Below are 26,710 nucleotides of genomic sequence, written 5' to 3'. Positions count from 1 at the left end.
AAGACATTCATCTCCAAAACGCGGGGTGAATGTCTTCTTTTTATACTATCTGCACCGCCTCCGAAGAAAAACGCAAGTTCTTCAGTGGCCTCGCTGCCGGCCGGGGTCCTTCTTTTTTTGCCGTGCTTCTGAAGGGGAAGAAGGGTTAAGAAATATATTACTCGCGTTGCCATTGCATCGGCGGAAGGGAAGGATTACGCATGCTTACGATTCTCATCGCCATTTTCACAATACAAATCGTCTATGTCTCTTTTTTCACGCTGCGCATGATCTTGACCTTGAAGGGTCAGCGGTACCTGGCTGCCTCCATCAGCACGGTCGAGATCATGATCTATGTGCTTGGCCTCAATATGGTGCTCGAATATTTGGATGAACCGGTCAGCCTGATCGTGTACGCGGTCGGGTATGGCATCGGGGTGCTGGTCGGCTCCTGGATCGAGGACAAAATTGCGCTCGGCTATGTCGTATTCAAGGTCATTGTCAACAATCCGGACAGCCCGCTACCGAATGTTCTGCGGGATCATGGCTTCGGCGTCACCTCCTGGATCGGAAGCGGCAGGGACGGCCATCGGCTCATGCTTGAGGTGCTGGCGAAGCGGAAGAACCGCGGCATGCTACAACAATCGATTTTGGAGATTGAACCGAAGGCATTTATTGTTACTTCCGAGCCGACACAGCTTCACGGAGGATTCTGGACCAAGGTCACGCGCCGTTAGGGCGTAGGGCCTGTTCACCAAACATAAATGCTTGACAAACATTCGCTGGTTTTTGCTCGGTTCGGCTGTCTTGCCCCAATATGCTCTATCTCTATTAGAAAACTACCGTCCCTCTTCCGGAGAGGGGCGGTTTTTTTGGTAAACATAAGAATCCAAAAATTGCAGATAATGATGAAGACCAGAGACCTCCGTTTTTGTCGAAGCTCATTCATATGGTTCATGCGGTCAGGATAGGTGTAATTATAACTTAGCGCCGTAAAACCCCTAGCTTTAGCTATGGGGAGTCGTCACGTGCAGATGCGCTCTCAGCGATGGCGCGTTCCATTCCTTGTGCTGATTCGTGTACAATTAACACATAACCGCTCCCTAGGTCAAGCCGGCCGGACTCATCTACATACTTGGCAGCATTCGCAGGGGTCAACAGCTTCTATCGATATTTTTTATAAAAAGAGGTGATGGTGCATGATCCAATTCCAACAAGTAAATAAGGTGTACGAAGGTGGATTTCACGCGTTGAAAGACATCGATCTGGAATTCAAGAAGGGCGAGCTTACCGTCCTGATTGGACCAAGCGGATGCGGCAAATCGACCACGATGAAAATGATTAACCGTCTGATGACCCCTTCAAGCGGAAAAGTCCTCATTAACGGCCAAAATATTTCGGAGCAGAACGCTGTCGAACTGCGGCGCAATATCGGCTACGTCATTCAAAACATCGGATTATTCCCCCACATGACCATCGGCAAAAACGTTGCCGTCGTCCCGCAATTGAAGAAATGGGATAAAGCCAAGACCGAACAACGGGTAGATGAACTGCTCCGGCTCGTGCATCTCGATCCGCAAGTGTACCGCGATCGCTATCCTTCCGAGCTGAGCGGGGGCCAGCAGCAGCGGATTGGCGTCATCCGCGCATTCGCCGCCGATCCGGATATCATTTTGATGGACGAACCGTTCAGCGCTCTCGATCCGATCAGCAGGGAGCAACTGCAAGATGAGCTGATCCGGCTGCAGCAGGAGTTGAACAAGACGATTATTTTCGTCACCCATGATATGGATGAGGCGATCAAAATTGCGGATACGATCGTGCTGATGAAGGATGGCGAGGTCGTTCAGACCGGATCGCCGGAATATATTCTTCGGCATCCGGCCAATGATTTCGTCCGCACGTTCATCGGGCAGAAGCGGCTGGAAGGAACGGCCGGCTTCGAGATTCCGGTCGTAGATGAAGTGATGGTGCCGAAGCCGGTGACGGCGTATCCGAACCGAGGGCTGGCGGAAGCGATCAAGCTGATGGAGAGCCGCAAGGTGGACTCGCTGTTCATCGTCGACCGTGACGACAAGCTGCAGGGCATCGTCTCCATTTATAAAGTGCTGGATCAATACGGCGAGGAGAACAAGCGGGTGAAGGATGTGATGCGGCCGATCGGCTACTTCGTCCGGCAGGGAACGCCGCTGCCGGAAGCGGTGAAGATGATGAGCGACAACAAGCTTACGAATTTGGCTGTCGTCGACGAGCTCGGCAAGTTCATCGGCTTGATTACCCGCGGCAGCATCGTGAAGCATTTGGCGGACGTGTATCCTTCCGTCATGGAGAGTGCGCCGAATATGTTCAGAGAGGAGGCGTAACCAATGGATGGATGGTGGACATTTTTGCAAGAGCGGGGAAGCGACATCGTCACGGCGTTGGCCGAACATATGGTCATCTTGGCGGCTTCGGTGCTGATTGGATGCCTTGTTGCCATTCCGCTCGGCATCGCACTCATCTATAACACCTTCTCCTGGCTGAACAGTATCGTATTCTTCGTTGCCAATCTGCTCCAGACCGTGCCGAGTCTGGCGCTGCTGGCCATCATGATTCCGCTGCTGGGCATCGGCATGAAGCCGGCCATCTTCGCTTTGTTCCTCTATTCGATTATGCCAATCCTGCGCAATACGTACGATGGCTTCGAGTCCGTGGACCGCAGCGTGCTGGAGTCGGCCCGCGGCATGGGCTATGGGACGTTCCAGCGGATTGTGCGCATTCAGCTTCCGCTGGCCTTGCCTTATATGATGTCCGGCGTGCGCGTGACGACGGTCTATATTATCAGTTGGGCGACGCTCGCCGCCTTGATCGGGGCCGGAGGCCTGGGACAGCTGATCGTATCGGGCATGGGCGTCAACAAGCCGGAGCTGATTGTTGCCGGAGCCCTCGGAGCCATTATGCTCGCGTTTGTCATTGACGGACTGCTTGGGCTGTTGGAAAAAACACTTACCCGCCGCTTTGGACGGACAAGCCGGTTGTCCGCTTGATTTTTCGTAATTTTTCGTCTGCAACGAGGTTGTACGGTTCGGGACTTGGGTAAATGAAGGAAGGAGGGGATTCGGTATGACTGGACGAACACGGTCGGCGGGCATCGCCATTGCCCTGCTGGCGTTGACGATAGTGCTGTCTTCCTGCGGGCTGGACAATCGGCTTGTCATCGGGGCGCAGACCTATTCCGAGGCGAAAATATTGGCCGAAATGTACAAGGCGCTCATTGAAGACCGCACCGACCTGAAGGCGAGGGTGCTTCCAGACTTGGCGGCGAGCGGCATCGTCCTTCGCGCGATGAAGAAGAACGAGCTGCAGATTGCCACGCTCTATACGGGCGAGATCTTTAACAACCATTTCCCGGTCGTCGAGACGAAGCAGCGGGATGAGGTTTTGAAGCAGGCCCAGGAGGGCTTCGATACCTATTTTGATTGTACGTGGTTCGATCCGCTCGGCTTCGAGAATACGTATGCCTTCACCGTGCGCAGCGATCTGGCGCAGGAGCGCGGATATGAGAAAATATCCGATGTGCAAAAGGATGCCGGCAATCTGCGGCTCGGTGTTGATACGACCTGGCTCGAGCGGGGCTTGGACGGTTACAAGGGCTTCGAGGAGGAGTACGGCTTCCGGTTCGGCAAGGAATTTCCGATGGAGCAAAGCCTCGTCTATGAGGCCGTGGCGAACAAACAGGTCGATATTGTGCTTGCTTATTCCACCGATTCGCGTCTGAAGGCTTTTCAATTGAAGACGCTGCAGGATGACAAGCAATTTTTCCCGCCGTACGACGCTTCAACCGTGGTGCGCAATGATGTGCTGGCGGAGCATCCTGAATTGAAGGAGGTTCTCGGCCTGCTTGTAGGAACCTTGGACGAGAAGACGATGATCGATCTGAACTATGAAGTGGATATCGAGAAGAAAAGCGAACGGGAAGTGGCCGTCAATTATTTACAACGAGTCGGATTGCTTCCGTAAGGAGGAGGCCTGCTATGGGAAGCTATGAATGGACAATTGCGGATTTGCTTGCATATATCGGCCGCAATACGGGGTTATTATGGGAATATTTCGTGACCCACATCATGATGGTGCTCACCGGCGTCGGCCTGGCCTTGGTCATCGGCGTTCCGCTCGGCGTGCTGTGCGCCCGGTACAAGGGCTTGTCCCGGCTCATCCTGATGGTAACGAGCACGCTGCAGGTCATCCCGAGTCTGGCCTTGATCGTGCTGCTGATGCTCGCGTTCGGGCTCGGCACGAAGACGGTCATCATCGGCCTGCTCCTGTACTCGCTCAACCCGATCGTCCGCAATACGTACGTCGGGCTGAAGCAGGTCAATTCAAGCTATGTCGAGGCCGGCCGCGGCGTTGGCATGAGTCCGCTGCAGATGCTGTTCAAGGTGCAGTTCCCGCTGGCGCTGACGTATATGCTGACCGGGCTGCGGATCGCAGCCGTCATCGCGATCGGGGTCGCGACGATTGCGCCTATCGTCGGCGGTGGTGGCTTGGGCCGGGAAATCTATGCCGGCATCCATTCGCAGAATCCGCTGCGCATCTATGCCGGGGCGATCCCGGCGGCGCTGCTCGCCATCGTCGCGGATGTGCTGCTCGCCATCCTGCAGCAACGATGGAACCTCGCGGAACGCAAGTCGCGGAAGAACGGCGTTCAGCCCGATTCCACCCGTTCCGCCACGTAGCGCGGCCGAAGCCCGCAGCCGGATCGCCTATCCGACTGCGGGCATGGGTTCGCGCCTTTGTCGTTTATTTTTTGGTGATATACTCACGGTTGGCAAAGAAAATATGCCCAACCGTCATACATATAATTCCAGCACCAACAAGGAGGAACAAGTTATTATCATTGGTGCGCATGGGATGAGGAAACGCCCAATGAAACGGGTAAAGCGGACCAAGCGCCCCGCCTCTTGTCATGTACTGAAAAATACAGAAACCCCCAAAAAGAATATAACTGTGCATCATATTCCGCGTGATGGCCATGAGCATAAAGGAACTGCTCGCCAAAAAATAAATGCTGGCGATAGGCAATACCGAATCATACCACGCCCATTGATCGAATATATGGAAGCTAAGCGCCAAGGAGCACCAGCCGATATAAAACAGCATGCTGTAGAAGAGGGCCGTCCACAATACGCGCCCAACGCCAAACGAAACACTGAGATAAGGCAAGGCAAGGAGCGCTTCTTTGCCGGGAGTATCGACGACAGGTTGAAATAGATGAATGATCCACAGCCCAATCCAAGGAAGCGCAAGCGGTCCCCATTGTCCTCGCACCAAGGCAATGTCAAGCGGTTCGTGAAAACTAAATAGGGTCAATATAAGGGTTAAGGCCATAATGACGATAGGCAGCCAGAATATGCCCCCCATACACCTACATTCGGATGAGAACGATACGGGGCCGCTTAGTTTTTGATACATGCCATGTACCCCTCTTCTATGGTTGGTTCGATCAATACCGCATCCATATTTGGCTGCTTCTCGCTCCAGATGCGAAGCTCTACCCGATCTGTAAAAAGTTTGGACGAAATCATATCGCCTTGGATAGTTGCGTGTCGGAAATCATGATGACTTAATGTCCAGAACCACACCTGCCCCTGGGCTAGCGCAGCCAGTTGTTCCAAGTGCGCAAATGTTCTTAATGTTCCTTGATACAGAATAGCAGCAGAACGACAAGTCGTAGAGATATCCTCGACAATGTGGGTCGATAATATCACGATACGTTCCCAAGCAAGTTCACGGATCATATTCCGAAAGCGGATGCGTTCTTCTGGGTCCAAGCCGGCGGTTGGCTCATCGATAATCAGAATTTGCGGATTGCCAAGTAAGGCTTGGGCAATCCCGAGACGGCGTCTCATCCCCCCGGAGAAGGTCTTCACCTTGCGCTCCGCTTGATCTTGTAAATTCACCCGCTCGAGCAAGTGTGCGATTTCAGCGCGGCGAATTTTTTTATTGCCGATTCCTTTGAGCTGTGCGATATAGTCCATACATTCCAGCGCGGTAAAATGTGGCAATACATTAAATTCTTGCGGCAGATAGCCGGTGATTTCGCGAACTTGTTCCGGTTGCGTTGACCATGTCAGGCCATGATAACAAATCTCACCTTGGGTAGGGCGAATAATCGCGGCCACAATACGCATCAATGTTGTTTTTCCGGCACCGTTAGGCCCCAGCAGTCCGAACATTCCGGGGGTCAATTGCAGATTAATATCAGAGAAAACCGTATTTCGTTTATATTTTTTTTCAAGATGCTGCAGGTGCAGTTGCTGCATGTTGCGCCACCTCTTTCATTGCTTTCTCCCAACGATACGTCCGCTCTTGATTATGGAGCAGGGAGTGATAGACGTTGCGGATCAGTTTTTCCGCTTCTCCAGGTTTGGCGTGTTGCAGCCATTGGGCAAGCATATACGCTCGCTGGTAGAGTATATCCAAATCGATGGTATCGGAATTGCTGGGAGCGAAATCGGGATCGGGATTTGCATAATCGTGGAGAAGGCTCGTTCCTCCTTTATATATTTTACGTTCATATATTTCACGAATAAGCGCGTATAATAGCATTCCATCTATATGTATCTCTTCCTCATAAGAGTTCGGGATGACGCCGTTCCAATACAGGGCGTAAAAAAGGGCGTGCTCATCGAATAATTGATGCGGCTGTCGGGAAGCGGTATTGCTGTTGAGGGCGAGTACGTCACGGCCCACATCAATGACTTCCGTGTACCACGTAGAATAAGAAGGAGCCGTAATGATGGTGGATGGCAGCTCCGGTGCCTGGACGCCGAGCCATCGTGCCATTTCCGCGCTCTTCTTCCGGAATTCAGGCAGGAGTGCCAGGAGTTGATCCTGTCTGTCAGGAGGAGTGAGTACGGTGAAGTGCTGATCACTCGCTTCCAGTAAAAGGCTAGACGCCAGCATGACGCCTTGGGCCCGGCCGCTAAAGGTATCCGTTCCCGTGCGGGCTAGATTGCTATAGACCGGATAGCGCGGGGCGGAAGAAATATGTACGGTATATTCCACTTCTTCAGGAAGCAGAATCCGGTTATATTTAGAAGGAAATACGGTCGCCACGGTATGCTTGCCTGGGACAGGAAGCCAAGGAAATGTTTCCGCCAAATAAAAGGAATTGCTTGTCACCTGACTTTTCGCCCCGCCATGGCCGTGAACACGTACACTGATCTCATCGTAAGACACGGATGTGGGAGCCGGAAAATGTATCCTTATCCAGTCTCCGCTTCTTTCCCACACGACGGGATGTCCATTTACCTTGACATCGGATACGTTCCATCCGTTAAACAAGGTAAAATCATACCAACCGCTTGGTGACGGTTCGCGTTTTACTTGAATCGATGCGCGATATTCGATTTGTTCTCCATGATGCTGAAGATCTACATCATATTTTTGGGCGATAAGGACCGGATCCCGTTCCATACGCTGCATGTGCAATGGGCGATAAAATCGCTTCCCCTCAAACCGGAGCAAGTTGGCATAGAAGCTCGTATGTGACTGATCATAGATGGAACGCGAGTATGGCAGCGCGATAGCAAAGGCAATAAGGAAGCCTCCTCCCAGAGCAGCGTAGGTCCATCTCGTCTTGGGTGCATAATATCTTGGATTGGCTATCGCTACGAGTACCGCTAGCACCGCTAGCAGGAAGAACAGGTATGATCCATGCTTCCATAAAGCAAGGGAACTAATCGGAATTCCCGAATATTCGGGATAGTTAACATGTAAATCACGCTCGGTTCGCCGCAACCAATGGAGGATGCTTACAAGATAAGCAGGAGCTTTATTATACCAATTCGAGTATGCCGGAAATGGGGATGACAGCAACCATATCAGGATAAGTCCCGCAGATTGGATCCACTTGCTCGAGGTGAATAAGGCAACGGCCATGCCCATGATATAGGATCCAAGCAGAGCCGTTCCCCAATAGCTGCCAATATAAAGGATAATCTCGAAAAAAAAGTAGATATATTGCGAACGTACGCCTACTAGAGCAAGGAAGATGATGGCATGACACAGCAGCAAAAATAAAAGACAGAAGGTCACCCACGCGCCCAACTTGGCTGATAGCCGCAACCGATCCCCTGGCAGCGAGAGGAGGTAGGATTCCATGGTGGAAGTACGTTCATTTTCAATCGCCATGACCCCAAACAGATAGCCCGTAAATACGCAACTCAATATAATGTAGCCAGTGGCCATGACAAAGGTTCCGACATTAAGGCCATCTTCCGTAAACTGATAAAACCCATGTAGCAAGTAAACGGGAACGAGTAATAATCCGCTAATAATGAACCAACTGCGCCGGTAATAACGAAGTTCGTTCCGATAGATGGTGCTCCAATGTCTCATCCTATCCCCCCATCTCAAGCAGTAGGATCATCATGGATGACCCCTCTTCCCTACTCTTTTATAAAATCGAAAATTGTTTTGTTACATTTAACATTTATCCTCTGTGGCTTGGCGGTTTCCGCCATAGTTATATAGCGTGCCGGTGGCTGTAGGACTATCCAAATAACTTATTATTTTCACATAATACAAACTGTCATAAGGCTCTAGAATTACTTTTTCCTTTGTCAGTTTTGTTGTCGAATCAACGATTAAACAATCTACACTCGAGTCAGGCCAGTAACTTATTTGCTTCATGGCCTCAACGCTGACCTGTCCTCCAGCTACAACCAGTTTTCCCGTTAGCCGTCCTACATGTTCCGAGTCTGTCCCATTGATCTTAGCTCCCTCGGAAAACTTAGAACCGGAACCTAACCGTACACTTGAACTTTGCGCAGTAAATGCAGATGCAGACCCGCTCAGCAACAGAGCGCCAACGGTAAAAATAACAACAAGCTCCTTTTTCAATTTAATCCCTCTCTTTCCAAATTCGTTTACTATCACACATATAATTGTAATCTATTAAAATGGAATGTAAATAGTACTTTACTACCATATTTTCTCATCTATATTTTCTCATCTATGATATAAAATATCCTATGGTGGTCGTTTGGGAAAATGTCACTATTATGATAGCCCTGACATACGACGCATTATTAATTATATACATATATCTATATTGACATTGAACTATCCCGTCTTTACAATTTTAGAGGAACAACCAAAGGCATTCATACCGGGAGTCGCCGATATGAATGAGCACAGGCTTTCCGTGATTTTATCGCATGGAGGTCTCTTGGCGATACAGGCAAATGAGAAAGGCTGTGGAAGGATATGGGAGAAGGGAAAACGATGACGAACCGCTCCTTTTGGGGCATAATGTTCGCTATTTTCTTTGGTAATTTCTTGGCCGTACTGAGCACCAACACGATCAATATCGCACTTCCCGTGCTGATGGATCATTTTCACGCGGAGCTCCAGACGATTCAGTGGGTGTTAACCGGGTTTATGCTGGCGACGGGCGTTATTGCGCCTGTGGTCGGTTATTTCGGCAACCGCTTCAGTACGAAGCGGCTCTATCTTATCGCCTTAGGAGGCTTCGTCCTTTGCTCCATGTTGTGCGCTCTGTCATGGAGCGAGTGGAGCTTAATTGCGTTCCGCGTGCTGCAGGGCGCCTTCTGCGGGATAATTATGCCGACGACGATGGCGATTGTCTATCAGACCGTTCCGAAGGAGCGGCAGGCGACCGCGATCAGCCTGTGGGGCTTGTCGGCAATGCTCGCTCCGGCCGTCGGGCCGACGCTGGCCGGCTTTATCGTGCACGTGGGCGACTGGCATTGGCTGTTCTGGCTCAATGTGCCGATCGGAGCTGTGGCACTGCTTGCCGTCGCAAGGTTCATTCCGTATTACCGGCTGGATCGGCAGGGGCATTTTGACAAGATCGGATTCGTCAGCGTCGTCGCCGGCAGTGTGGCGCTGCTGTTGGCCTTCGGCAACAGCTCCACCTGGGGATGGCTGTCAGGGAAGACGATAGGGCTCCTGCTCTGTGGGACGGTCATCATCGTCTTTTTCGTCCGCCACTCGCTGCGCCAGGAGCACCCGCTGTTGGACTTCCGTCTGTTCACGTACAGACGGTACATGCTCAGCATGTTGCTTGCGTGCATCCTCACGATAAGCTTGTACGCTGGAGCGCTCCTGACGCCGCTCTTCCTGCAGAAGGTTCAAGGCGCTTCAACGCTGACCTCGGGTCTCGTCCTGCTTCCGGCGTCCGCGCTGATGGCCTTCGTCATGCCCTTCACCGGGCGCTGGTACGACCGTTACGGACCGGTTCGCATGATTACCGTCGGGCTCCTGCTGATGGCTATCGGCACCTTTGCGATGAGCCGGCTGCATCTCGATTCGCCGCATGGGTATATTACAGCCTGGATGGCTGTGCGCAACGTGGGCATCGCCCTAGCGAACACGCCGGCGACGAATGCGGGAATGACGGCGATTCCGCGGGAGCTGTCCGGTCACGGCTCCTCGATCAATAGCTGGCTGCGGCAAGGTCTGGCATCGCTGTCCATCAGTCTCTTCACCTCACTTTTGGCTTTGCAGACCATCGCGCATGTGGCCGGTCTGAACGGCACCATCGCCGATCCGTCGCGGCTGCATGATATGGCATACACGATGAGCATCAATGATATCAACCTGATTAGTGTTGGCTTGACCTTGCTCGGGTTCCCGCTCGTCTATCTGCTCAGCCGCACGCCGAACCGGCTTCCGGTTCGGTAATGCATTCCCGATGGAGCAAAGCCTCGTCTAGGAGGCCGTGGCGAACAAATAGTTCGATATTGTGCTTGCTTATTCCACTGATTCGCGTCTGCGGAAGAACGGCGTTCAGCCCGATTCCACCCGTTCCGCCACGTAACGCGGCCTGAAGCCTGCAGCCGGATCGACGATCCGGCTGCAGGCATCTGGTTGCAACGGTGCAGTTGCTGCATGTTGCGCCGCCTCTTTCATCGCTTTCTCCCATAGATGCGTCCGATCTTGATTAAGGAGCAGGGAGTGATAGACGTTGCGAATCAGTTTTTCCGCTTCCCCAGGTTGCGCGCTTTTCAGCCACTGAATAAGCGTATACGCTTGCTGGTGTAGTATATCGGAATCGGTGGAATCGTAATCAGGATTTGCATAATCGTGGAGAAGGCTCACTCCTCCTCCATATACTTCACCAATAAGCTCGCTTACTAGCATTCCATCTATGAATGTCCCTTGCTCATCATATACTTGTGACAGTGCTGATCACCCGCTTCCAGCAACAGGCTTGACGCCAGCATAACGCCTTGGGCCCGGCCGCCAAATGTATCCGTTCCCGTGCGGGCCAGATTGCTGTAGACCGGATAGCGCGGGGCAGATGAGATATGTACGGTATATTGCGCTTCTTCTGGAAGCAAAATCCGGGTATATTGAGGTTCATAATAGTAAGGTGACACGGTCGCCACGGTGTGCCTGCCTGGGACAGGAAGCCAGGGAAATGTTTCTGCCAAATAAAAGGAGTTGTCCGTTACTAGACTTTTGGCTCGGCCATGGCCGTGAACACGCATACTGATCTCATCGTAAGCGATGGATGCGGAAGCCGGAAAATATATCCTCATCCAGTCTCCGCTTCTTTCCCACGCGACTGAATTTCCATTCACCTTGATGTCGGCTACGTTCCATGCGTAAAATAAGGTAAAATCATACCATTGGCTTGGTGACGGTTCGCGTTTTACTTGTATCGATGCGCGATATTCGATTTGTTCCCCACGGTATTGAAGATCTACATCGTATTTTTGAGCGATAAACACCGGGCCCTGTTCCACACGCTGCGTGGGCAATTGGCGATAAAATTGCTTATCCTCATCCAGTCGCAGGCTGGAATAGGAGCTCGTATAGGACTGATCAAGAATGGAATACGAGTGTGGCAGCGCGATAGCCAAGGCAATAAGGAAGCCTCCTCCCAGAGCGGCGTAGGTCCATCTCGTCTGGGGCGCATACCATCTTGGATTGGCTAGCGCTACGAGAAGCGCTAGCACCGCTAGCAGGAAGAACAGATATGATGCATGCTTCCATAAAAGAAGGGTTATCATCGAACCATTGCGTTGGAAATGGGGAGGATAGCAACCATATCATCAGCAGTCCCGCAGATTGGATCCATCTGCTCGAGGTGAATAAGGCAACGGTCATGCCTATCATATAGGATCCAAGCAGAGCCGTTCCCCAATAGCTGCCGAGATAAAGGATAATCTCGGAGAAAAAGTAGATATATTGCGAACGTACGCCCACCAGCGCAAGAAAGATGACGGCATGACACAGCAGCAAAAATAAAAGACAGAAGGACATCCAGGCGCCTAGCTTGGCCTCTAGCCACAACCGATCCCCTGGCAGCGAGAGAAGATAGGATTCCATGGTGGAGGAACGTTCATTTTCAATCGCCATGACCCCAAATAGATGGACTTAGATTTACCTGATCCAATGACGTAGTTTCTGTCGAATCAACGCATATACTATCTATACTCGCGTCAGGCCAGCAAGTCATTTGTTTGTAGGCATGAACATAGGACTTTGGCACCCTATTTTTGTCATTCTTCCAGCAGTCGGGTGTTTTATGCCTAATCATCCATGACGCGCCGCCGTTTATAGGAACAAGAGGCAAACATAGCCTGCTTGCAGCGATGATGGGCAAACGCATTCAAGCGTTGCGCGGCGCATCTGGTCTGAAGTGTAATCGCGCCATAATACGATTATGTTATAGCTCGTAGTTATGCAACCATTTCTTATCATATCTATAGGAGGAAGGCCATCATGGGTAAAGTCAAAGTCGGCGTCATTGGCGTAGGTTCCATTTCGGAAATGCATTTTGGAGGATATCACAAGAACAATGAAGCCGAGCTGGTTGGAGTCTGCGATCTGAGCGCGGATCGGGCGAAGGAGAAGGCGGATCGATTCGGGGCTCCCGACGCAAAGATTTATACGGATTATTATGAACTGCTTGCGAATCCGGACGTAGAGGCGGTCAGCATCCGTTCGGATGGTTCAGCGATGTGGAGCATTCCGGGGGCGGGCCACTTATCGACCTATGCTGGTATCTGATGGGCAAGCCGAAGGTCAAATCGGTTACAGGCAATGCGTACAATCGTCTCGGCAATCGGAACCATATCGAGAATCTATCCTTCTACCAGGCAGTGGATTACGACGCGAGCGCGAAGGGAACCGAAATTGTTTTCTCTTCATACAGCAGTGCAAATCATATTATGAATGTGAGTAAGGAGTGATTCATATGGCGTGGGTAACGAATCCAATCGGTGTTATTACGGACAGCTTCCGCCTTCCGCTTCGGGAAGCACTGGCCAAGGCGAAGGAAGTAGGCACGGACGGCGTGCAAATCTATGCCGTCAGCGGCGAGATGGACCCGGATATGTTATCGAAGGATGCGCGCAAGGAACTGGCGAAGTACATTGATTCGCTTGGCTTGAAAATATCGGCGCTGGTCGGCGATCTGGGCGGGTACGGCTTTCAGGACAAACAGGCGAATCCGGTCAAAATCGAGAAGTTGAAGCGCATCCTCAATCTGGCGCTTGACATAGGAACCAACGTCATTACGACGCATATCGGGATCGTGCCGAATGAGCAGAACGAGATTTATTATACGATGCAGCAGGCTTGTGAAGAGCTGAGCCAGTACGCGAACAGCCTGGGCGCGCATTTTGCGATTGAAACCGGCCCTGAGCCGGCCGCGCATTTGAAATCGTTCCTGGATACTATGTCGGAAAAAGGGGTCGCCGTCAACTTCGACCCGGCGAACATGGTGATGGTTACCGGGGACGATCCGGTGCAAGGCGTTCATACGCTGAAGGACTACATCGTTCATACGCACGTCAAGGACGGCGTCCGTCTGCGGGAAGTCGATCCGCGCATCGTCTACGGGATGCTCGGATTCGAGCCGCTGTCGCATGAGAAGATCGTGGACATGGCGACCGACGGGCCATTCAAGGAAGTCCCGCTTGGCGAAGGCGAAGTGGACTTCGATGCTTATTTCCAGGCCTTGGTCGATATCGGCTATACCGGCTATTTGACCATCGAACGCGAAGTCGGTGATTCTCCGGAGACCGACATCCGCAAAGCGGTTGAATTCATTAAGCGCTATAAAGGCTAAGCAACCACCTGCGAGTAGCACTTGCAGAGTGGTTCAGTCGTATGCTCATTTATCGAGGGTGCGTTCCGGTTCTTTTTAAATTGAATTACATATTCTTACGATTTTATTATCCGCAACCGATAAAAAATACAGGGATATTGTTAGGGAATGTATCTGATTGTAGAAAGGAAGGATATTTTGATTTACCGAAAGCCGAAGATGCCAGGCCATATCGAGGGTGTACAACTGGAATCGCTCCCCTCGCTTCAGACCAAGCTGATGTTTCTGCAGATGACGACCCATGACTTGAAGCTGCTGAAGCGTTTGATCCCTTATTTCGAAAAGTACGCCAAAGTCATTACCGAACGTCATTATGAGCTGCTGTTCGAAATTCCCGAGATGAAGCAATTAATCGAGAGTCACAGTACGCGTGAACGGTTGACTAAGACGTTCATCATTTATTTGAACTCCATTCCGAACGTTCAACTTGATGAAGAGTACATTCGGATTCGGCAGCGGATTGGCGTTGTACATAACCAAATTCAATTGGCGCCGGAGTGGTTCGTAGCCTCCTTTTTACGAATATATGAATACCTTGTCCCGCTGATCCTGCAGGACTTTCGGGCCGCTGAAGCGTCGGATCTGCTGCTGGCCCTGCACCGCATTCTGCTGCTGGATGCCCAGATTGTGCTGGAGGCCTATCAGTCCGCTTACGAGTTCCGCTTGCTTAATACGAACAGCGAGACGATGGAGAAGCTGATTCAAATGGATGGAATACAGACATTATTGATGTCTGCTGAAGCGTCGATGAAGGATGCGGAATATATCCAGGAGTCTGCGGAGCAGTTGACCACTTCAATCGAAGAAGTGTCTTTGCAGACGACTGAAGCTGCGGCCACGACGGAAAAAATGCTAGGCACGCTCCAGGATAACCGATCCATCGTCGATCAGACAATAGACGGATTGGAGGAGATGACCGACTTGTTCCGTGACACCAAATCACGGTTCGAGGAGCTACAGCAGTCGCTGCGGGAACTGTCTGGAGTTATTGATGTGATCAACTCCGTTGCGAATTCCACACAATTGCTTGCGCTGAACGCTTCGATTGAAGCGGCGCGGGCCGGCGAAGATGGGCGCGGGTTCGCTGTCGTGGCGGGCGAGGTGCGGAAGCTGTCGGAACAAACCAAGACCTCGGTGGACGAAGTATTTGAGGTCATCGCCAACATCCAGCAACTGGCGACATCCGTCCAGGAACGTACCGACCTGATGGCCGGTAAGATGGAATTGCAGTCTGAGAAAAACCGTGGGGCATTCGAGCAGTTGGAGGAAATGATGCGTGCCATCGGCGAGATGGGAATGTCGGGAGAGTCGATAGCCTCGATCGTCGAACAGCAAGCGGCGGCCACGGTGAAAATAACGGAGCATATGAAAGATATCGTCGCTCAGACCCGGCAGGTCGTCTCGTTGGCAAGAGACACGGGTGAACATTTATATCATACGAGCCGCTCTGTGGAAGGGCTGCGGTCAGAGTCGCTGCAGTGGTTCCATCATTTGAGCGATTCTCAGCTTCTTCGGGTACTCAAGACAGACCATCTGTTATGGAAATGGTGGATCTATAACCGGATGCTTGGCTACGATAAGAGCGATCCTCGTATTATCGGCAATTCACATCAATGCCGGCTAGGGAAATGGATTCAAGCGCAGAAGGACAACCCCGGTTCGGTGCTGAATCAGCAGCCGGCGTTCCGGGAGATGATTGACCGACATGACCAAGTGCATGCTATGGCGGAGACGGCAGCTCAGCAGATCGACGCGGGACAGACGGAGCAAGCCATCCGGAGCTATCAACATCTGGGTGAGCTATCTTCGCAGTTGTTGGAAAATCTGGATGGCCTGCGAACACTGTTGGATCAACACTCGCCCATGCGCAGCCACGAATCGCACCAGGATAAGGGCTGAGCGCGGATAGAGGACGAGACGGCTTGCGCCTCCTGTTGGGGCGACTTCCAGCCACAAGGAATTGGAAATGGTTAGTCGCTCCATAAAGGCGTAAACGTTGGTTGTCGAAGCGGCGCTGGAACGGATATAAGTTGACGCGGGAATACGTGAGTTAGCGTCCGAGATTTTCCCATAGCTCGTAGAAAAAATACACTTCTTCCATGACAGCGGCATCATCCTTGGCTACGATTCCACCCCGTATGCGGCTGAGGATGCCGGAAATATCGTACATGTATTCGCGTTCGACACTGTATTGAATCCGATTGACAATCTGTCTCCATGCATTGGAGGCGTATTCGACTTTGTCCTTGGCCAACTCCCAATTCTTCTTCTCGACATGCTGTTCTATGGACTGGACCGCTTCCAACAGCCGATCCTCTTTGCCCAGCGGCTGCTTTAAAAAATTGCCCGAACCCAGGACGGCGCCGAAAAAAACGAGAAGAAAAACGGATAAGCCCAACATCAGCCATTTTCTCTTTTTCATGCTGCTCACCTCGCTAAGATCTATTCGCGGTTATCCGTTTCATTGGACAGGTTATCTTTGTGCAAGTCAACATATAGCTTGTCGTTAGGCAGGATGGCGGCAAAGCTGACTTGCTTGATATTTTCGACCCCTTGCTTCTTTAATTCATGATGAAGCCATTTCGTCGTCTTGTTCCTCCGTATAAGGTTCTCGGTCAAAATTTGGCCTTCATGCACGACGTCCGTCATCATGCGGGCAGGCTTGACGGTCCGATTCAGATCTTTCGGCGTCAGCGGCTGATCTTCGGACTTGAGCAAGACGGACAGGCCGCCGTTCGGCTCCAGGATAGCGTATTCGACCTGGGTGATATCGAACGTATCTTTCTCGCGCAGCAGCATCATGATTTCATCGAAGCGGATACGCATTTTCTTTAAGTTCTGCTCTAGAATTTTGCCATGCTGAATTACTACAGTTGGTTCGGAATCTATCACTTTGGACATAAATCGGCTTTTCAATGTCCCGATCTGGAATAGAAATGTAACAATGACGAACACGGTTAGTCCGATGAAATGCAGCCAGCCCTTCGAAGACAGATCGGTTGCCAACGTCCCTGCCATCGACCCGATCGTGATGCCGTTAATATAGTCGAAGTAGGAGAGGGACCCCATTTGCTGCTTGCCTAATAGCCGTGTATAAATTACAAGGCTGAAGAAGGCAATTATGGATCGGACAATGACGACCCAGGTTTCCTCCATCATATACTATCCCAGCCTTTCCTGATTTTTGAATTAGTCTTCCCGAGAGGGACGGAAATATGCAAAAAAACACATGAATTCCAGAGAAGTCCAAGTCCATGCGGTAGTCATTCAGACGATAAGGTTCAGAGCGAAGCCGTTGTCCTAGGGGGAGATTGTTTTCCATATCCCCTGCATAAAACTTCGTCTTGACCACCGAGTAATAAACTAGGTATACTATAAATTGACAAAGGTTTTCGAATATATACATTTGTTCACTTTTGGTTGTCATTCTAACAACAAGATGAAGGGGAGAGAGAGTGAATCATTTGAGATACCGAATGAAAGCGGCTTCATTTCTCGTGACCGGCGCATTGGGGATGCTGTTCTCGGCATCGGCCTTTGCCGCCCCGCTCCAACCGGTGGAGCACTATGCATGGATGCAGCAAAAGCATATCATTGCAGGCTATGAGCAAGGGGATCTGCGGCTCGAGCGCCCTGTATCGTTGGGGGAAGCCGTGGCGCTGATAGCAAGAGGAACCGGGGCGTCCATTCCAGAGCAGAGCAGCGGCTATTGGGCGCAGGGCTATCTTGACTGGGCGGTTGGACAGGGCGCGATTACGGAGCAGGAGAGCGCCAATGACCGACAGGCGCCTTCCGCCGCACGTCTTGCCGAGATTGCGAAGAAGCTGAGCGTTGCGCTAGAATGGCCTGGCGACACCTCCGTCACCCGCGAGCAATTCACGGAAGCGTTGGGAGCCGCGCTGACGGAGCATATTACGATCGCCCATACGAATGATGTGCACGGTCACATTCAGGAGAATCAGACAGGCAAGCAGTTCGGTTACGCCAAAATCGCCACTCTTGTCAAGGAATGGAAGGAGGAGAATGATAACTCCCTTTTCGTGGATGTGGGAGATACATTCCAAGGCACGATCTATGCGAATCAGTCCAAGGGAGAAGCGATTGTTCCGATTCTCAATTTGCTCGGCTACACTGTAATAGCGGCCGGGAACCACGAATTTGATTTTGGTCACAAGCAGTTATTGAAGCTGCGCGATCAGTTGGCGTATCCAATCATTAGCGCCAACGTCTTCCAGGCGGACGGCACCAACTTGCTCGTGCCGACGTTCAAGACCGAGGTGGGTGGCGAGACCTTCGCCTTCATCGGCTTCGTCGCGGAAGAGACGCCGATCGTGACCCATCCGAACAACGTGCAGGGGCTGACGTTCAAAGATCCGGTAGATATCGCCAAGCAACTGGTGCCGGAGATGAAGAAGGAAGTCGATCATGTTATTATCGTCTCGCATATCGGCGTGGATAAAGATCGGGAGATCGCGAAGAACGTCTCGGGCATCGACCTCATTATCGGCGGCCATTCTCATACGCCGATTCATACGCCACTAGTCGTGAACGGCACATATATCGTTCAAGATTGGGAGTACGGCAAATCGTTGGGTCGCGTCGATCTGTTCTATTACAATAAGGAACTGGTCGGCTTCAGCGGCGGGCTGGTCGAATATGACGCGAGCGTAAAGGCAGATCCGGAGATCGAGAAGCTCGTGCAGCAGATCGTGGCCGAGACGGAGGAAGGAATGAAGGGCGTCGTCGGCAAGACGGAGGTCGATCTGGACGGAGATCGGACGCACATCCGGGCGAAAGAGACCAATCTAGGCAACTTCGTTGTCGATACGCTCCTCGCTAAGGCGAAGACACTCAAGGGCAATGAAGCCGATGTGGCATTAATCATCGCCGGGAGCATTCGCACCGGCAAGCAGGTGGGAGACATCACGAAGATGGATCTCTATTCCATGCTGCCATACCCGAATACGCTGACCATCGTGGAGGCGACTGGAGCCGATCTGTTGGCTGCGCTGGAGCTGTCGGTCAGGCGTGTGGGAAATACCGATGATCTGTCGGGAGCTTTTCTTCAGGTAAGCGGCATGTCTTTCGTCTATGATTCGAAGAAGCCGGCTGGCGAGCGGGTCACGGAAGTGAAGGTCGGTGGACAGCCGCTCGATCTGGAGAAGACATATAAGGTGGCGACGACTGACTTCCTTACATCCGGTGGAGAGGGATACTCGATGCTGATGAAGGAGCAGGTGCTGGATACCGGCTATACGTTATACGAAATTGCAGAGGAATACTTAGTGAACAACAAGGTCATTCATCCAATAGTAGAGAACCGCATTGTGAGAGTCAACTGATCCGGGGCGCAAGCAATCCCTTCCATACAGTGGGTTGCCGCCTGATAAATAAATAGACTGCGCGTGATGCGACGAGCGCTCCCCAGGGATTGTGTAGGGGGGCGCTGGTTCTCGTTATGTTTTCCATATCCCCGGCATAAAACTTTGTCTTGACCTCTGAAAAATAAACTAGGTATACTATGAATTAACAAAGGTTTTATATTTGTTCACTTTTGGTCGTCATTCTAACAACAAGATGAAAGGGAGAGAGAGAGTGAATCATTTGAGATACCGAATGAAAGCGACTTCATTTTTCGTGACCGGCGCATTGGGGATGCTGTTCTCGGCATCGGCCTTTGCCGCTCCGCTCCAACCGGTGGAGCACCATGCATGGATGCAGCAGAAGCATATTATTGCAGGCGATGAGCATGGGGATCTGCAGCTCGAGCGCCCTGTATCGTTGGGGGAAGCCGTCGCGCTGATAGCGAGAGGAACCGGGGCGTCGATTCCGGCGCAGAGCGGCTATTGGGCGCAGGGCTATCTTGACTGGGCGGCCGGACAGGGCGCGATTACGGATCAGGAGAGCGCCAATGGCCGACAGGTGCCTTCCGCCGAACGCCTGGCCGAGATTGCGGAGAAGCTGGGCGTTGCGCTAGAATGGCCTGCCGGTGCCTCCGTCACCCGCGAGCAATTTACGGAAGTGTTGGGAGCCGCGCTGACGGAGCATATTACGCTCGCCCATACGAATGATGTGCACGGACACATTCAGGAAGATCAGATGAGCAAGGAATTCGGTTACGCCAAAATTGCTACACTCGTCAAGGAGTGGGAGCTGGAGAATGAGAACTTCCTCCTGATAGATGCGGGAGATACATTCCAGGGAACGATCTATACGAATCAGTTCAAGGGAGAATCGATTCTTCCGATTCTCAATTCACTCGGCTACACTGCGATGGCGTCCGGGAACCACGAATTTGATTTCGGTTACGAGCAGTTGCTGAAGCTTCGCGATCAGCTGAAGTATCCAATCATTAGCGCCAACGTCTTCAAGGCGGATGGCACCAACTTGCTCGTGCCGACGTTCAAGACCGAGGTGGGCGGTGAGACCTTCGCCTTTATCGGCTTCGTCGCGGAAGAGACGCCGATCGTGACGCATCCGAACAACGTGAAGGGGCTGACATTCAAGGATCCGGTAGATATCGCCAAGGAACTGGTGCCGGAGATGAAGAAGGAAGCCGATCATGTCATTATCGTCTCACATATCGGCGTGGATAAAGACCGGGAGATCGCGAAGAACGTCTCCGGGATCGACCTCATCATCGGCGGCCATTCCCATACGCCGATCCATACGCCAGTAGTCGTGAACGGCACATATATCGTGCAGGACTGGGAATACGGCAAATCGTTGGGTCGCGTCGATCTGTTCTACTACAATAAGGAACTGGTCGGCTTCAGCGGCGGATTGGTCGAGTATGACGAGAGCGTGAAGGCGGATCCGGAGATCGAGAAGCTCGTACAGCAGGTCGTGGCCAAGGTTGAGGAATCGATGCATGGCGTTGTCGGCAAGACGGAGGTCGATCTGGACGGCGAGCGGACGCAGGTCCGGGCGAAGGAGACCAATCTGGGCAACTTCATTGCCGATGCGCTCATCGCTAAGACGAAGACGATCAAGGGCGATGAAGCCGATGTGGCACTGGTCAACGGCGGGAGCATCCGCGCCAGCAAGCAGGCGGGAGACATGACAAAGAAGGATCTCTATTCCATTCTGCCGTTCCCGAATACGCTGACCATCGTGAAGGCGACCGGATCCGATCTGAAGGCTGCGCTGGAGGTATCGGTCAGAGGAGCGGAAAATACCGATGATCTGCCGGGCTCTTTCCTTCAAGTAGGCGGCGTATCCTTCGTCTATGACGTGAAGAAGCCGGCAGGCGAACGGGTTACCGAGGTGAAGGTCGGTGGGCAGCCGCTCGTACTGGAGAAGACGTACACAGTGGCGACGACTGACTTCATTACATCCGGCGGAGACGGATACTCGATGCTGAAGAAGGATCAAGTGCTGGATACCGGCTATACGTTTTACGAAATCGTAGAAGAATACTTGGTGAACAACAAGGTCATTCATCCAAAAGTAGAGAACCGCATTGTGAGAGTCAACTAATCCAGGGCGCAGGCAATCCATTCCATTCGTGGGTTGCCGCCTTATAAATAAATAGGCTGAGCGTGATGCGATGAGCGCTCCCCTGGGATTGTGCAGGGGGCGCTTGTTCTCGTTCTGCATGTCCCGGGGAAGTCCAAATGATAAGATACGGAGACAATGGTATAATAGACATTATACACCGTTTTTCCTACATTCGACATTGGATAGGGGGGGGCTTGGGATGGATCAAGAGAAAATCAAAAAAATGATTGATGCTGCGAAAATGTATTATGTCTTGGATTGCAGCCAGCAGGAAATCGCGGACAAGCTTGGCGTGTCCCGGCCTACCGTCTCCCGATTTTTGCAGCAGGCGCGGGAGGACGGATTGGTGCAGATTCGTATTCTGGATCCGTCCGAGGATACGCACCGGCTTGCCTACCGGTTGAAGGATAAATACCGCTTGAAAAAGGCGATTGTTGTACCGGTGCCTCATTATGAAGAGGACCTGATCGGAGAGCATTTGGCTGAAGACGCCTCGCGCTATCTGGATGAGCTGGTCACCGATGGAGATACAATTGCATTGGCATGGGGAAAGATGATTTATCAGGTAGCGAAAAAGTTGAGCCATAAGCATGTAAGCAATGTCAATGTCGTGCAGTGGCAAGGCGGCGTAAGCCATTCGGGAGCGAAGACGTATAGCTCCGAGATTCTGCATCTCTTTGGCAGTGCTTATCATACGTCTCCCTATTTCCTGCCGCTCCCCGTTATCGTGAGCCACCCGTTGTTGAAGCAGGCGATAGAATCCGATCATCATATGCGCGCCGTCCTGGACATGGGGGAACAGGCGAATATCGCCCTGTACAGCGCAGGCGTCCCGGTGCCGAATTCTCCGGTTATACCGGTGCAATACTTTACCGAAGAAGAGGTGAAGGAATTGGCAAGCAGGGCTTGCGGGGAGATTGGCGCCCGGTTCTATGATGCCGATGGGCGGATCTGTCTGCCTGAATTGGACGCGCGGACGATCGGGATCTCGCTCGATTCGCTTGCTCGGAAGGAGCATTCCATCCTTGTAGCCGGAGGTCCGAGCAAGGTGGAGGCGATTTTCGGCGCGCTCAATGCGGGGTACGCGAGTGTGCTCATTACCGATGAGTTCACGGCCAAATCTCTTGTCGACAAGGAGGAGGAGCGTCTTCAGCCGGAGGGGACATCCCCTTCCTTTCCTCTCTCCGGCATTCCGTTGTACTGAGCAGGCGGTTACTTCATGATGGGGAGGATATGACAGATATGAGCGTACACATTGGTGCTCCGCAAGGTGAGATCGCAGAGTCGATCTTGCTGCCTGGCGATCCGATACGCGCCCGGTTTATTGCGGATACTTTTTTGGAGGAGGCGCATTGCTATAACGCGGTGCGCGGCATGCTCGGCTATACGGGGAAGTACAAAGGGAAGCGGGTCTCTGTTCAAGGCACGGGAATGGGGGTGCCCTCCATCTCGATCTACGCGCATGAGCTGATTCACGAATACGGCGTCAAACAGTTGATCCGCGTTGGCACCTGCGGAGCGCTTCAGCAAAACGTGGGGCTGCGGGACATCGTGATCGCGATGAGCGCTTCCACGAATTCGGCGGTGAATCAGCGTCGGTTCCGGGGCATTGACTTCGCGCCGACGGCTGATTTCCGCTTCCTGAAGCAGGCGTATGATCTGTCCTGTGAAAAGAAACTGCCCGTCAGGGTCGGCAACGTGATGACGACCGATACGTTCTACATGGAGGACCGTGAAGAAATTCAGTTGTGGGCCGACTATCAGATTCTGGCGATGGAAATGGAGACGGCGGCGCTGTATACTCTCGCTGCTCGGCATCAGGTCAATGCGCTGTCGATCTTGACCGTGTCGAGCCACCTTCTGACGGGGGAGATGACGACTGCCGAGGAGCGCGAGAGCACGTTCACCGAGATGATTGAACTCGCCCTGGATTTGGCAGTGGCGCAGGAGTAAGGACAGAATTTAGGAAAAGATATAGTTTAATCTGAAAACGGATCAGTATCATGAGCGGTTTCTTGACGCGTATGGAAGACAGGATGTTGATGCGGACCGTCTGGCAGATTTCACGAAGTTCATAGAGCACTCAGCGTAACAGGCAGAGCTGCCTGGGGTAAAACATGAAAGTGCGTTTGGGCAAATGAAAAACAACAGAGGATGCAGACGCTTCCTGCTTCGAGGCCTGTCGAAAGTAAGCCTCGAGTCGGGTGGCTTACTCTTGCCTACAATGTGTCAAGTGGGCAGTGATGAAGCAAAAAGGTCGAGTAAGGGAACAAATGGCAACCCTAACACGACCTTTTTTCGAATCTAACGGAGTGAAAACTACTTGTGGGACAGCCTTAAAACTCACCAAAGTTCCTCTTGTTCCGAATTTGTTGAACGATATTCTAACTTAAGTTCACTAACGAAGATATCCTTCACAGCATGTTATTCGTTAACAACCTTTTCCACCGGATAATATTGCGACGCTTTACGGAAAACTTCCTCAACAGTGGGAGCTAATTTATTTCTAAAAATGGGATCCATTTCATCCCTTATTTGTTTGAGTGAAGAAAATCCAAACGCAGCTATTTTATTTTGTAGTAGTCCTTCTATCGATTTTCGAGCCACCTCAGTAGCCACCTCACAAACCACCTTAGCACCCACCTCAACAAGTTGTTTTTGCATATACTTGTCGCTATTTTGAATTTGATAGGGACTATAGTCGTAATACGGATGGTTTATCACCAAAGCGTCAAGCTTGTCTTCAAGCGCACCTTCAAGTGCATCTTTAAGCGCGTCTTCCGTTATTCTCGGTACCAAGTTACTTACAAGAATATCGTTTATTTTCGTGTGTAACATTTCTATCTGCTGCTGTGGGACTAACTGTGTTTTAATCAGCTTTTGCAATGATTTTGCCCGTAAATTCAACGATAACAAGTCTAGTATTTCTATTGTTGAACCTAACTCTAACTTTAAATACTGCTCAGGATGGGCCAAAGCAATACTTATGATTTGTATCATGTTTTGTTTCACTTCATCTGGATGTATAGATATGTGTCGCCAATTGGTAACACTTACCCATTCCCCACCAACATGTACGCTCCCTCCGATAACTTCATCTCCGATTCGAAAAACGACAGGAGCATCTATCAATTGTCCTTTCCACTCCATTGGTTCATCGAAATACTGTTCTTGAAACACGGCTTGCAATTGTTGTTTCACAGACTGTACGTGTTCAGGAGATACGGGAACATGGACAAATACAATGGGATAACCAAGAACGGTATCAATATGCTCTACCCTTCCTACTATCGAACGTTCTGGTAAAGAAAACAGTAATTTTTGTCCAACCACTACCGCAGTTTCCTGTGGCGATTCATTGACATCAACGTGTTCATCCAGGCTTATTTCGTCTGTATATACATATTGAACCGGTTTATACATGCCTTGTTCGCCATCCATACGTACAAAAATATTCAATGGCAAGATTTCAAAATCCGTTTCTGTTATAGAGGAAGACACACTGATTCGAACAAAAGAATGGGGTTGTTCTCCAAGAGATAACACCTTGCCTATTATTGTTTCCTTTTCTCTCCCCTCACCACTCCACTGAAATGTAACCTTCTGTCCTACACGATGAATTACAGGAGCAACTCGATCTAGATCAGCAGATATCTGCACTTCCTCCACAGGTAAAACGACACCTTCTTCATTTTTATATTGAAAAAAATGATTTTCCATAGGCGAAGTTGTTCGGAGTAAATTATCATCTTCTAGACCATATATGATAGGTAGCTCACTTGCATCTGCCTCGGTTATACCCGATATAGAAATACGACAAGATCTATTTGGTGCATAGAGCAGTCTGCCAAGTACCATTTTTTCATCTTTATATGGGACTCGAATTAATTTACCCCAATCATCCGCATTCAATATAAGTGGACTATCTTCAGTAGGAAAATCTAATATATTTTCCCTTGTTGGAAGTACTGGGATGTTTTCATTTAACGCTGGCTGTTCCGTTGACGTGCTTGTCCCCGGTTGCGACTGTTGTTCTCTCTCTTCCACGACTGCGATTTCTTCTTCTGTTTGAGGTGCTGGGATGTTGTCATCTAACTCTGACTGTTCACTTGTCGTGCTTGCCCCCGGTTGTGACTGTTTGTTCTTCCCCTTCCATAGTGCAATTTCTTCTTCTGTTGGAGGTGCTGGGATGTTGTCATCTAACTCTAGCTGTTCCGTTGACGTGCTTGTCCCTGGTTGTGGTTCCACTTCACAGCATTCGATTGACCGCTTGGCTCTACCTCCGGGACCGCACGGTCTGCAAACTTGGATCTCCCTTTCTTCGACCGCACTTTCTTCTTTATCAATTTCCTCTCTGATTTGTTTCGCTGCTGTTTCTTCTGCCTCAACCGCGCTGTCCTTTATCGTTTCTAGCTTGGTGGCCGTTCTTGATAAAATGCCTGCTTCTCGACTGATTCCTTTGAAAACTAAGGTCGTTGCATCTTCTGGATGAATAGACAATAAACTTCCAATCGGATCAATGGCTAGCAATGTAAACTGAACGTATTTCAGTGTATCTAAAACCTGTACTTGCCACCCCGGTCTGTCAAATAAGTTATGCTCTATCATGTCAACCGTAGGTAAAAATAGGTGTTGTAAAGCTTGTCGTTGCCCGTTTATGTTTTCTTTTGCTTGCTTGACCTGGATGACGTTCTCCGCTGCTGCCTCTAGATTATTCCAATAAGCGGCACGCTCTTCCTCTGTCCCCGCTGCTTGCTCCAAGGCGGCAAGCAGTTGCGCTTGGGCTGCCAAATCCGTTATCGTTATTTCTGAATCGATTTGCGCTATCAATTGCGCCAACGACACCATCGTTCGCAGCACGCGTTGCTTGTCCGCTTGCTGTCGGATATGCGCATTCGCTTCCGCTTCCCCGGGACCGAACAAGCTAGCCTGCAAGCTATTTTCCACGGCTTGCACCGCTTTTTCATTTCCTTCGTATATGAATTTGGCGAGTTGACTCGGATGCTGGAACGATTCGGATAAATGGTTTCCAAGCTCGGTGAAAAATTTGGCAAAGGTAGGTTCCTTGGCTATTTTTTTGGCATGCTCCCCTTGCACCCC

21 protein-coding genes and 2 pseudogenes are annotated in these 26,710 nt (G+C 51.1%); 14 read left to right on the top strand and 9 right to left on the bottom strand.

Features of this window, described 5'->3' with window-relative positions; translation table 11 throughout:
• The first annotated feature begins 200 nt into the window (after positions 1–200).
• From PPOP_RS05940 to PPOP_RS05920, 5 genes are all read left to right on the top strand, one after another.
• Positions 201–716, top strand: coding sequence for a DUF2179 domain-containing protein (locus PPOP_RS05940; RefSeq protein ID WP_006285194.1), 516 nt, complete (start codon positions 201–203; stop codon positions 714–716).
• Positions 717–1,178: 462 nt separating this feature from the next.
• Positions 1,179–2,342: an ABC transporter ATP-binding protein gene (locus tag PPOP_RS05935; RefSeq protein ID WP_006285192.1), complete on the top strand. Its 1,164-nt coding sequence runs from the start codon at positions 1,179–1,181 to the stop codon at positions 2,340–2,342.
• A gap of 3 nt (positions 2,343–2,345) precedes the next feature.
• Positions 2,346–3,005: an ABC transporter permease gene (locus tag PPOP_RS05930; protein WP_006285191.1), complete on the top strand. Its 660-nt coding sequence runs from the start codon at positions 2,346–2,348 to the stop codon at positions 3,003–3,005.
• 76 nt (positions 3,006–3,081) lie between these two features.
• Positions 3,082–3,978, top strand: a complete 897-nt coding sequence (locus tag PPOP_RS05925; protein ID WP_006285190.1) for a glycine betaine ABC transporter substrate-binding protein — start codon at positions 3,082–3,084, stop codon at positions 3,976–3,978.
• 14 nt (positions 3,979–3,992) lie between these two features.
• The gene (locus PPOP_RS05920) at positions 3,993–4,694 is read left to right on the top strand and encodes an ABC transporter permease (protein ID WP_006285188.1); all 702 of its coding nucleotides are present in this window, start codon (positions 3,993–3,995) and stop codon (positions 4,692–4,694) included.
• Between the two features lie 64 nt (positions 4,695–4,758).
• On the opposite strand, the gene PPOP_RS05915 is transcribed toward PPOP_RS05920, so the two are convergent.
• From PPOP_RS05915 to PPOP_RS05900, 4 genes are all read right to left on the bottom strand, one after another.
• Positions 4,759–5,430 carry a hypothetical protein gene (locus PPOP_RS05915; RefSeq protein ID WP_042227597.1) on the bottom strand — a complete coding sequence of 224 codons (672 nt, stop codon included), beginning with the start codon at positions 5,428–5,430 and terminating at the stop codon, positions 4,759–4,761.
• Positions 5,415–6,281 carry an ABC transporter ATP-binding protein gene (locus tag PPOP_RS05910; RefSeq protein WP_006285187.1) on the bottom strand — a complete coding sequence of 289 codons (867 nt, stop codon included), beginning with the start codon at positions 6,279–6,281 and terminating at the stop codon, positions 5,415–5,417. Before PPOP_RS05910 ends, PPOP_RS05915 begins: the two co-directional genes overlap by 16 nt.
• Positions 6,253–8,361, bottom strand: coding sequence for an ABC transporter permease/M1 family aminopeptidase (locus PPOP_RS05905; protein ID WP_042227595.1), 2,109 nt, complete (start codon positions 8,359–8,361; stop codon positions 6,253–6,255). Before PPOP_RS05905 ends, PPOP_RS05910 begins: the two co-directional genes overlap by 29 nt.
• Before the next feature lie 87 nt (positions 8,362–8,448).
• Complete coding sequence (locus tag PPOP_RS05900) at positions 8,449–8,865, bottom strand: hypothetical protein (RefSeq protein WP_042227593.1); 417 nt, start codon at positions 8,863–8,865, stop codon at positions 8,449–8,451.
• A 366-nt stretch (positions 8,866–9,231) separates the two neighbouring features.
• Between PPOP_RS05900 and PPOP_RS05895 the strand changes: the two genes are divergently transcribed.
• Complete coding sequence (locus PPOP_RS05895) at positions 9,232–10,671, top strand: MDR family MFS transporter (RefSeq protein WP_042227591.1); 1,440 nt, start codon at positions 9,232–9,234, stop codon at positions 10,669–10,671.
• Positions 10,672–10,776: 105 nt separating this feature from the next.
• On the opposite strand, the gene PPOP_RS05890 is transcribed toward PPOP_RS05895, so the two are convergent.
• Together PPOP_RS05890 and PPOP_RS05885 are read right to left on the bottom strand one after the other, a co-directional pair.
• Complete coding sequence (locus PPOP_RS05890) at positions 10,777–11,088, bottom strand: hypothetical protein (protein ID WP_042227589.1); 312 nt, start codon at positions 11,086–11,088, stop codon at positions 10,777–10,779.
• Between the two features lie 47 nt (positions 11,089–11,135).
• Entirely contained in the window at positions 11,136–12,005 is an 870-nt protein-coding gene (locus tag PPOP_RS05885; RefSeq protein ID WP_159101811.1) for a hypothetical protein, read from the bottom strand.
• A 715-nt stretch (positions 12,006–12,720) separates the two neighbouring features.
• Here PPOP_RS05885 and PPOP_RS05880 point away from each other — a divergent pair.
• The 3 genes and pseudogenes from PPOP_RS05880 to PPOP_RS05870 all read left to right on the top strand — a co-directional run.
• A pseudogene (locus tag PPOP_RS05880) lies at positions 12,721–13,133 on the top strand (Gfo/Idh/MocA family protein); the annotation flags it as partial.
• A gap of 62 nt (positions 13,134–13,195) precedes the next feature.
• Positions 13,196–14,071: a sugar phosphate isomerase/epimerase family protein gene (locus PPOP_RS05875; protein WP_006285179.1), complete on the top strand. Its 876-nt coding sequence runs from the start codon at positions 13,196–13,198 to the stop codon at positions 14,069–14,071.
• 177 nt (positions 14,072–14,248) lie between these two features.
• Complete coding sequence (locus PPOP_RS05870; protein WP_148277843.1) at positions 14,249–16,009, top strand: protoglobin domain-containing protein; 1,761 nt, start codon at positions 14,249–14,251, stop codon at positions 16,007–16,009.
• A 151-nt stretch (positions 16,010–16,160) separates the two neighbouring features.
• Here the strand turns inward: PPOP_RS05870 and PPOP_RS05865 are convergent, their stop codons facing one another.
• Together PPOP_RS05865 and PPOP_RS05860 are read right to left on the bottom strand one after the other, a co-directional pair.
• On the bottom strand, positions 16,161–16,532 hold the full coding sequence (locus PPOP_RS05865) for a DUF4363 family protein (RefSeq protein ID WP_006285176.1): 372 nt from the start codon (positions 16,530–16,532) through the stop codon (positions 16,161–16,163).
• A 20-nt stretch (positions 16,533–16,552) separates the two neighbouring features.
• A complete protein-coding gene (locus tag PPOP_RS05860) occupies positions 16,553–17,269 on the bottom strand; it encodes a DUF421 domain-containing protein (RefSeq protein WP_006285175.1) in 717 nt (238 codons plus the stop codon).
• 317 nt (positions 17,270–17,586) lie between these two features.
• Between PPOP_RS05860 and PPOP_RS05855 the strand changes: the two genes are divergently transcribed.
• The 5 genes and pseudogenes from PPOP_RS05855 to PPOP_RS25765 form a co-directional block, all read left to right on the top strand.
• Complete coding sequence (locus PPOP_RS05855) at positions 17,587–19,452, top strand: bifunctional metallophosphatase/5'-nucleotidase (protein WP_006285174.1); 1,866 nt, start codon at positions 17,587–17,589, stop codon at positions 19,450–19,452.
• Between the two features lie 274 nt (positions 19,453–19,726).
• Positions 19,727–21,589 carry a bifunctional metallophosphatase/5'-nucleotidase gene (locus tag PPOP_RS05850; RefSeq protein ID WP_006285173.1) on the top strand — a complete coding sequence of 621 codons (1,863 nt, stop codon included), beginning with the start codon at positions 19,727–19,729 and terminating at the stop codon, positions 21,587–21,589.
• 220 nt (positions 21,590–21,809) lie between these two features.
• Entirely contained in the window at positions 21,810–22,814 is a 1,005-nt protein-coding gene (locus tag PPOP_RS05845; protein ID WP_006285172.1) for a sugar-binding transcriptional regulator, read from the top strand.
• 38 nt (positions 22,815–22,852) lie between these two features.
• Positions 22,853–23,563: a purine-nucleoside phosphorylase gene (deoD, locus tag PPOP_RS05840; protein ID WP_042227587.1), complete on the top strand. Its 711-nt coding sequence runs from the start codon at positions 22,853–22,855 to the stop codon at positions 23,561–23,563.
• 166 nt (positions 23,564–23,729) lie between these two features.
• Positions 23,730–23,854 (top strand): annotated as a pseudogene (locus PPOP_RS25765) (transposase); the annotation flags it as partial.
• 180 nt (positions 23,855–24,034) lie between these two features.
• Here the strand turns inward: PPOP_RS25765 and PPOP_RS22555 are convergent.
• Positions 24,035–26,710 (bottom strand): hypothetical protein (locus PPOP_RS22555; RefSeq protein ID WP_006285168.1); only part of this gene is annotated, 2,676 nt, incomplete at its 5' end.

Source organism: Paenibacillus popilliae ATCC 14706, from assembly GCF_000315235.1.
GTDB classification, from domain to species: Bacteria; Bacillota; Bacilli; order Paenibacillales; family Paenibacillaceae; genus Paenibacillus_B; species Paenibacillus_B popilliae.
Note: the sequence above shows the minus strand (reverse complement) of the source record. Positions and strands in the feature narration are given on the sequence as shown.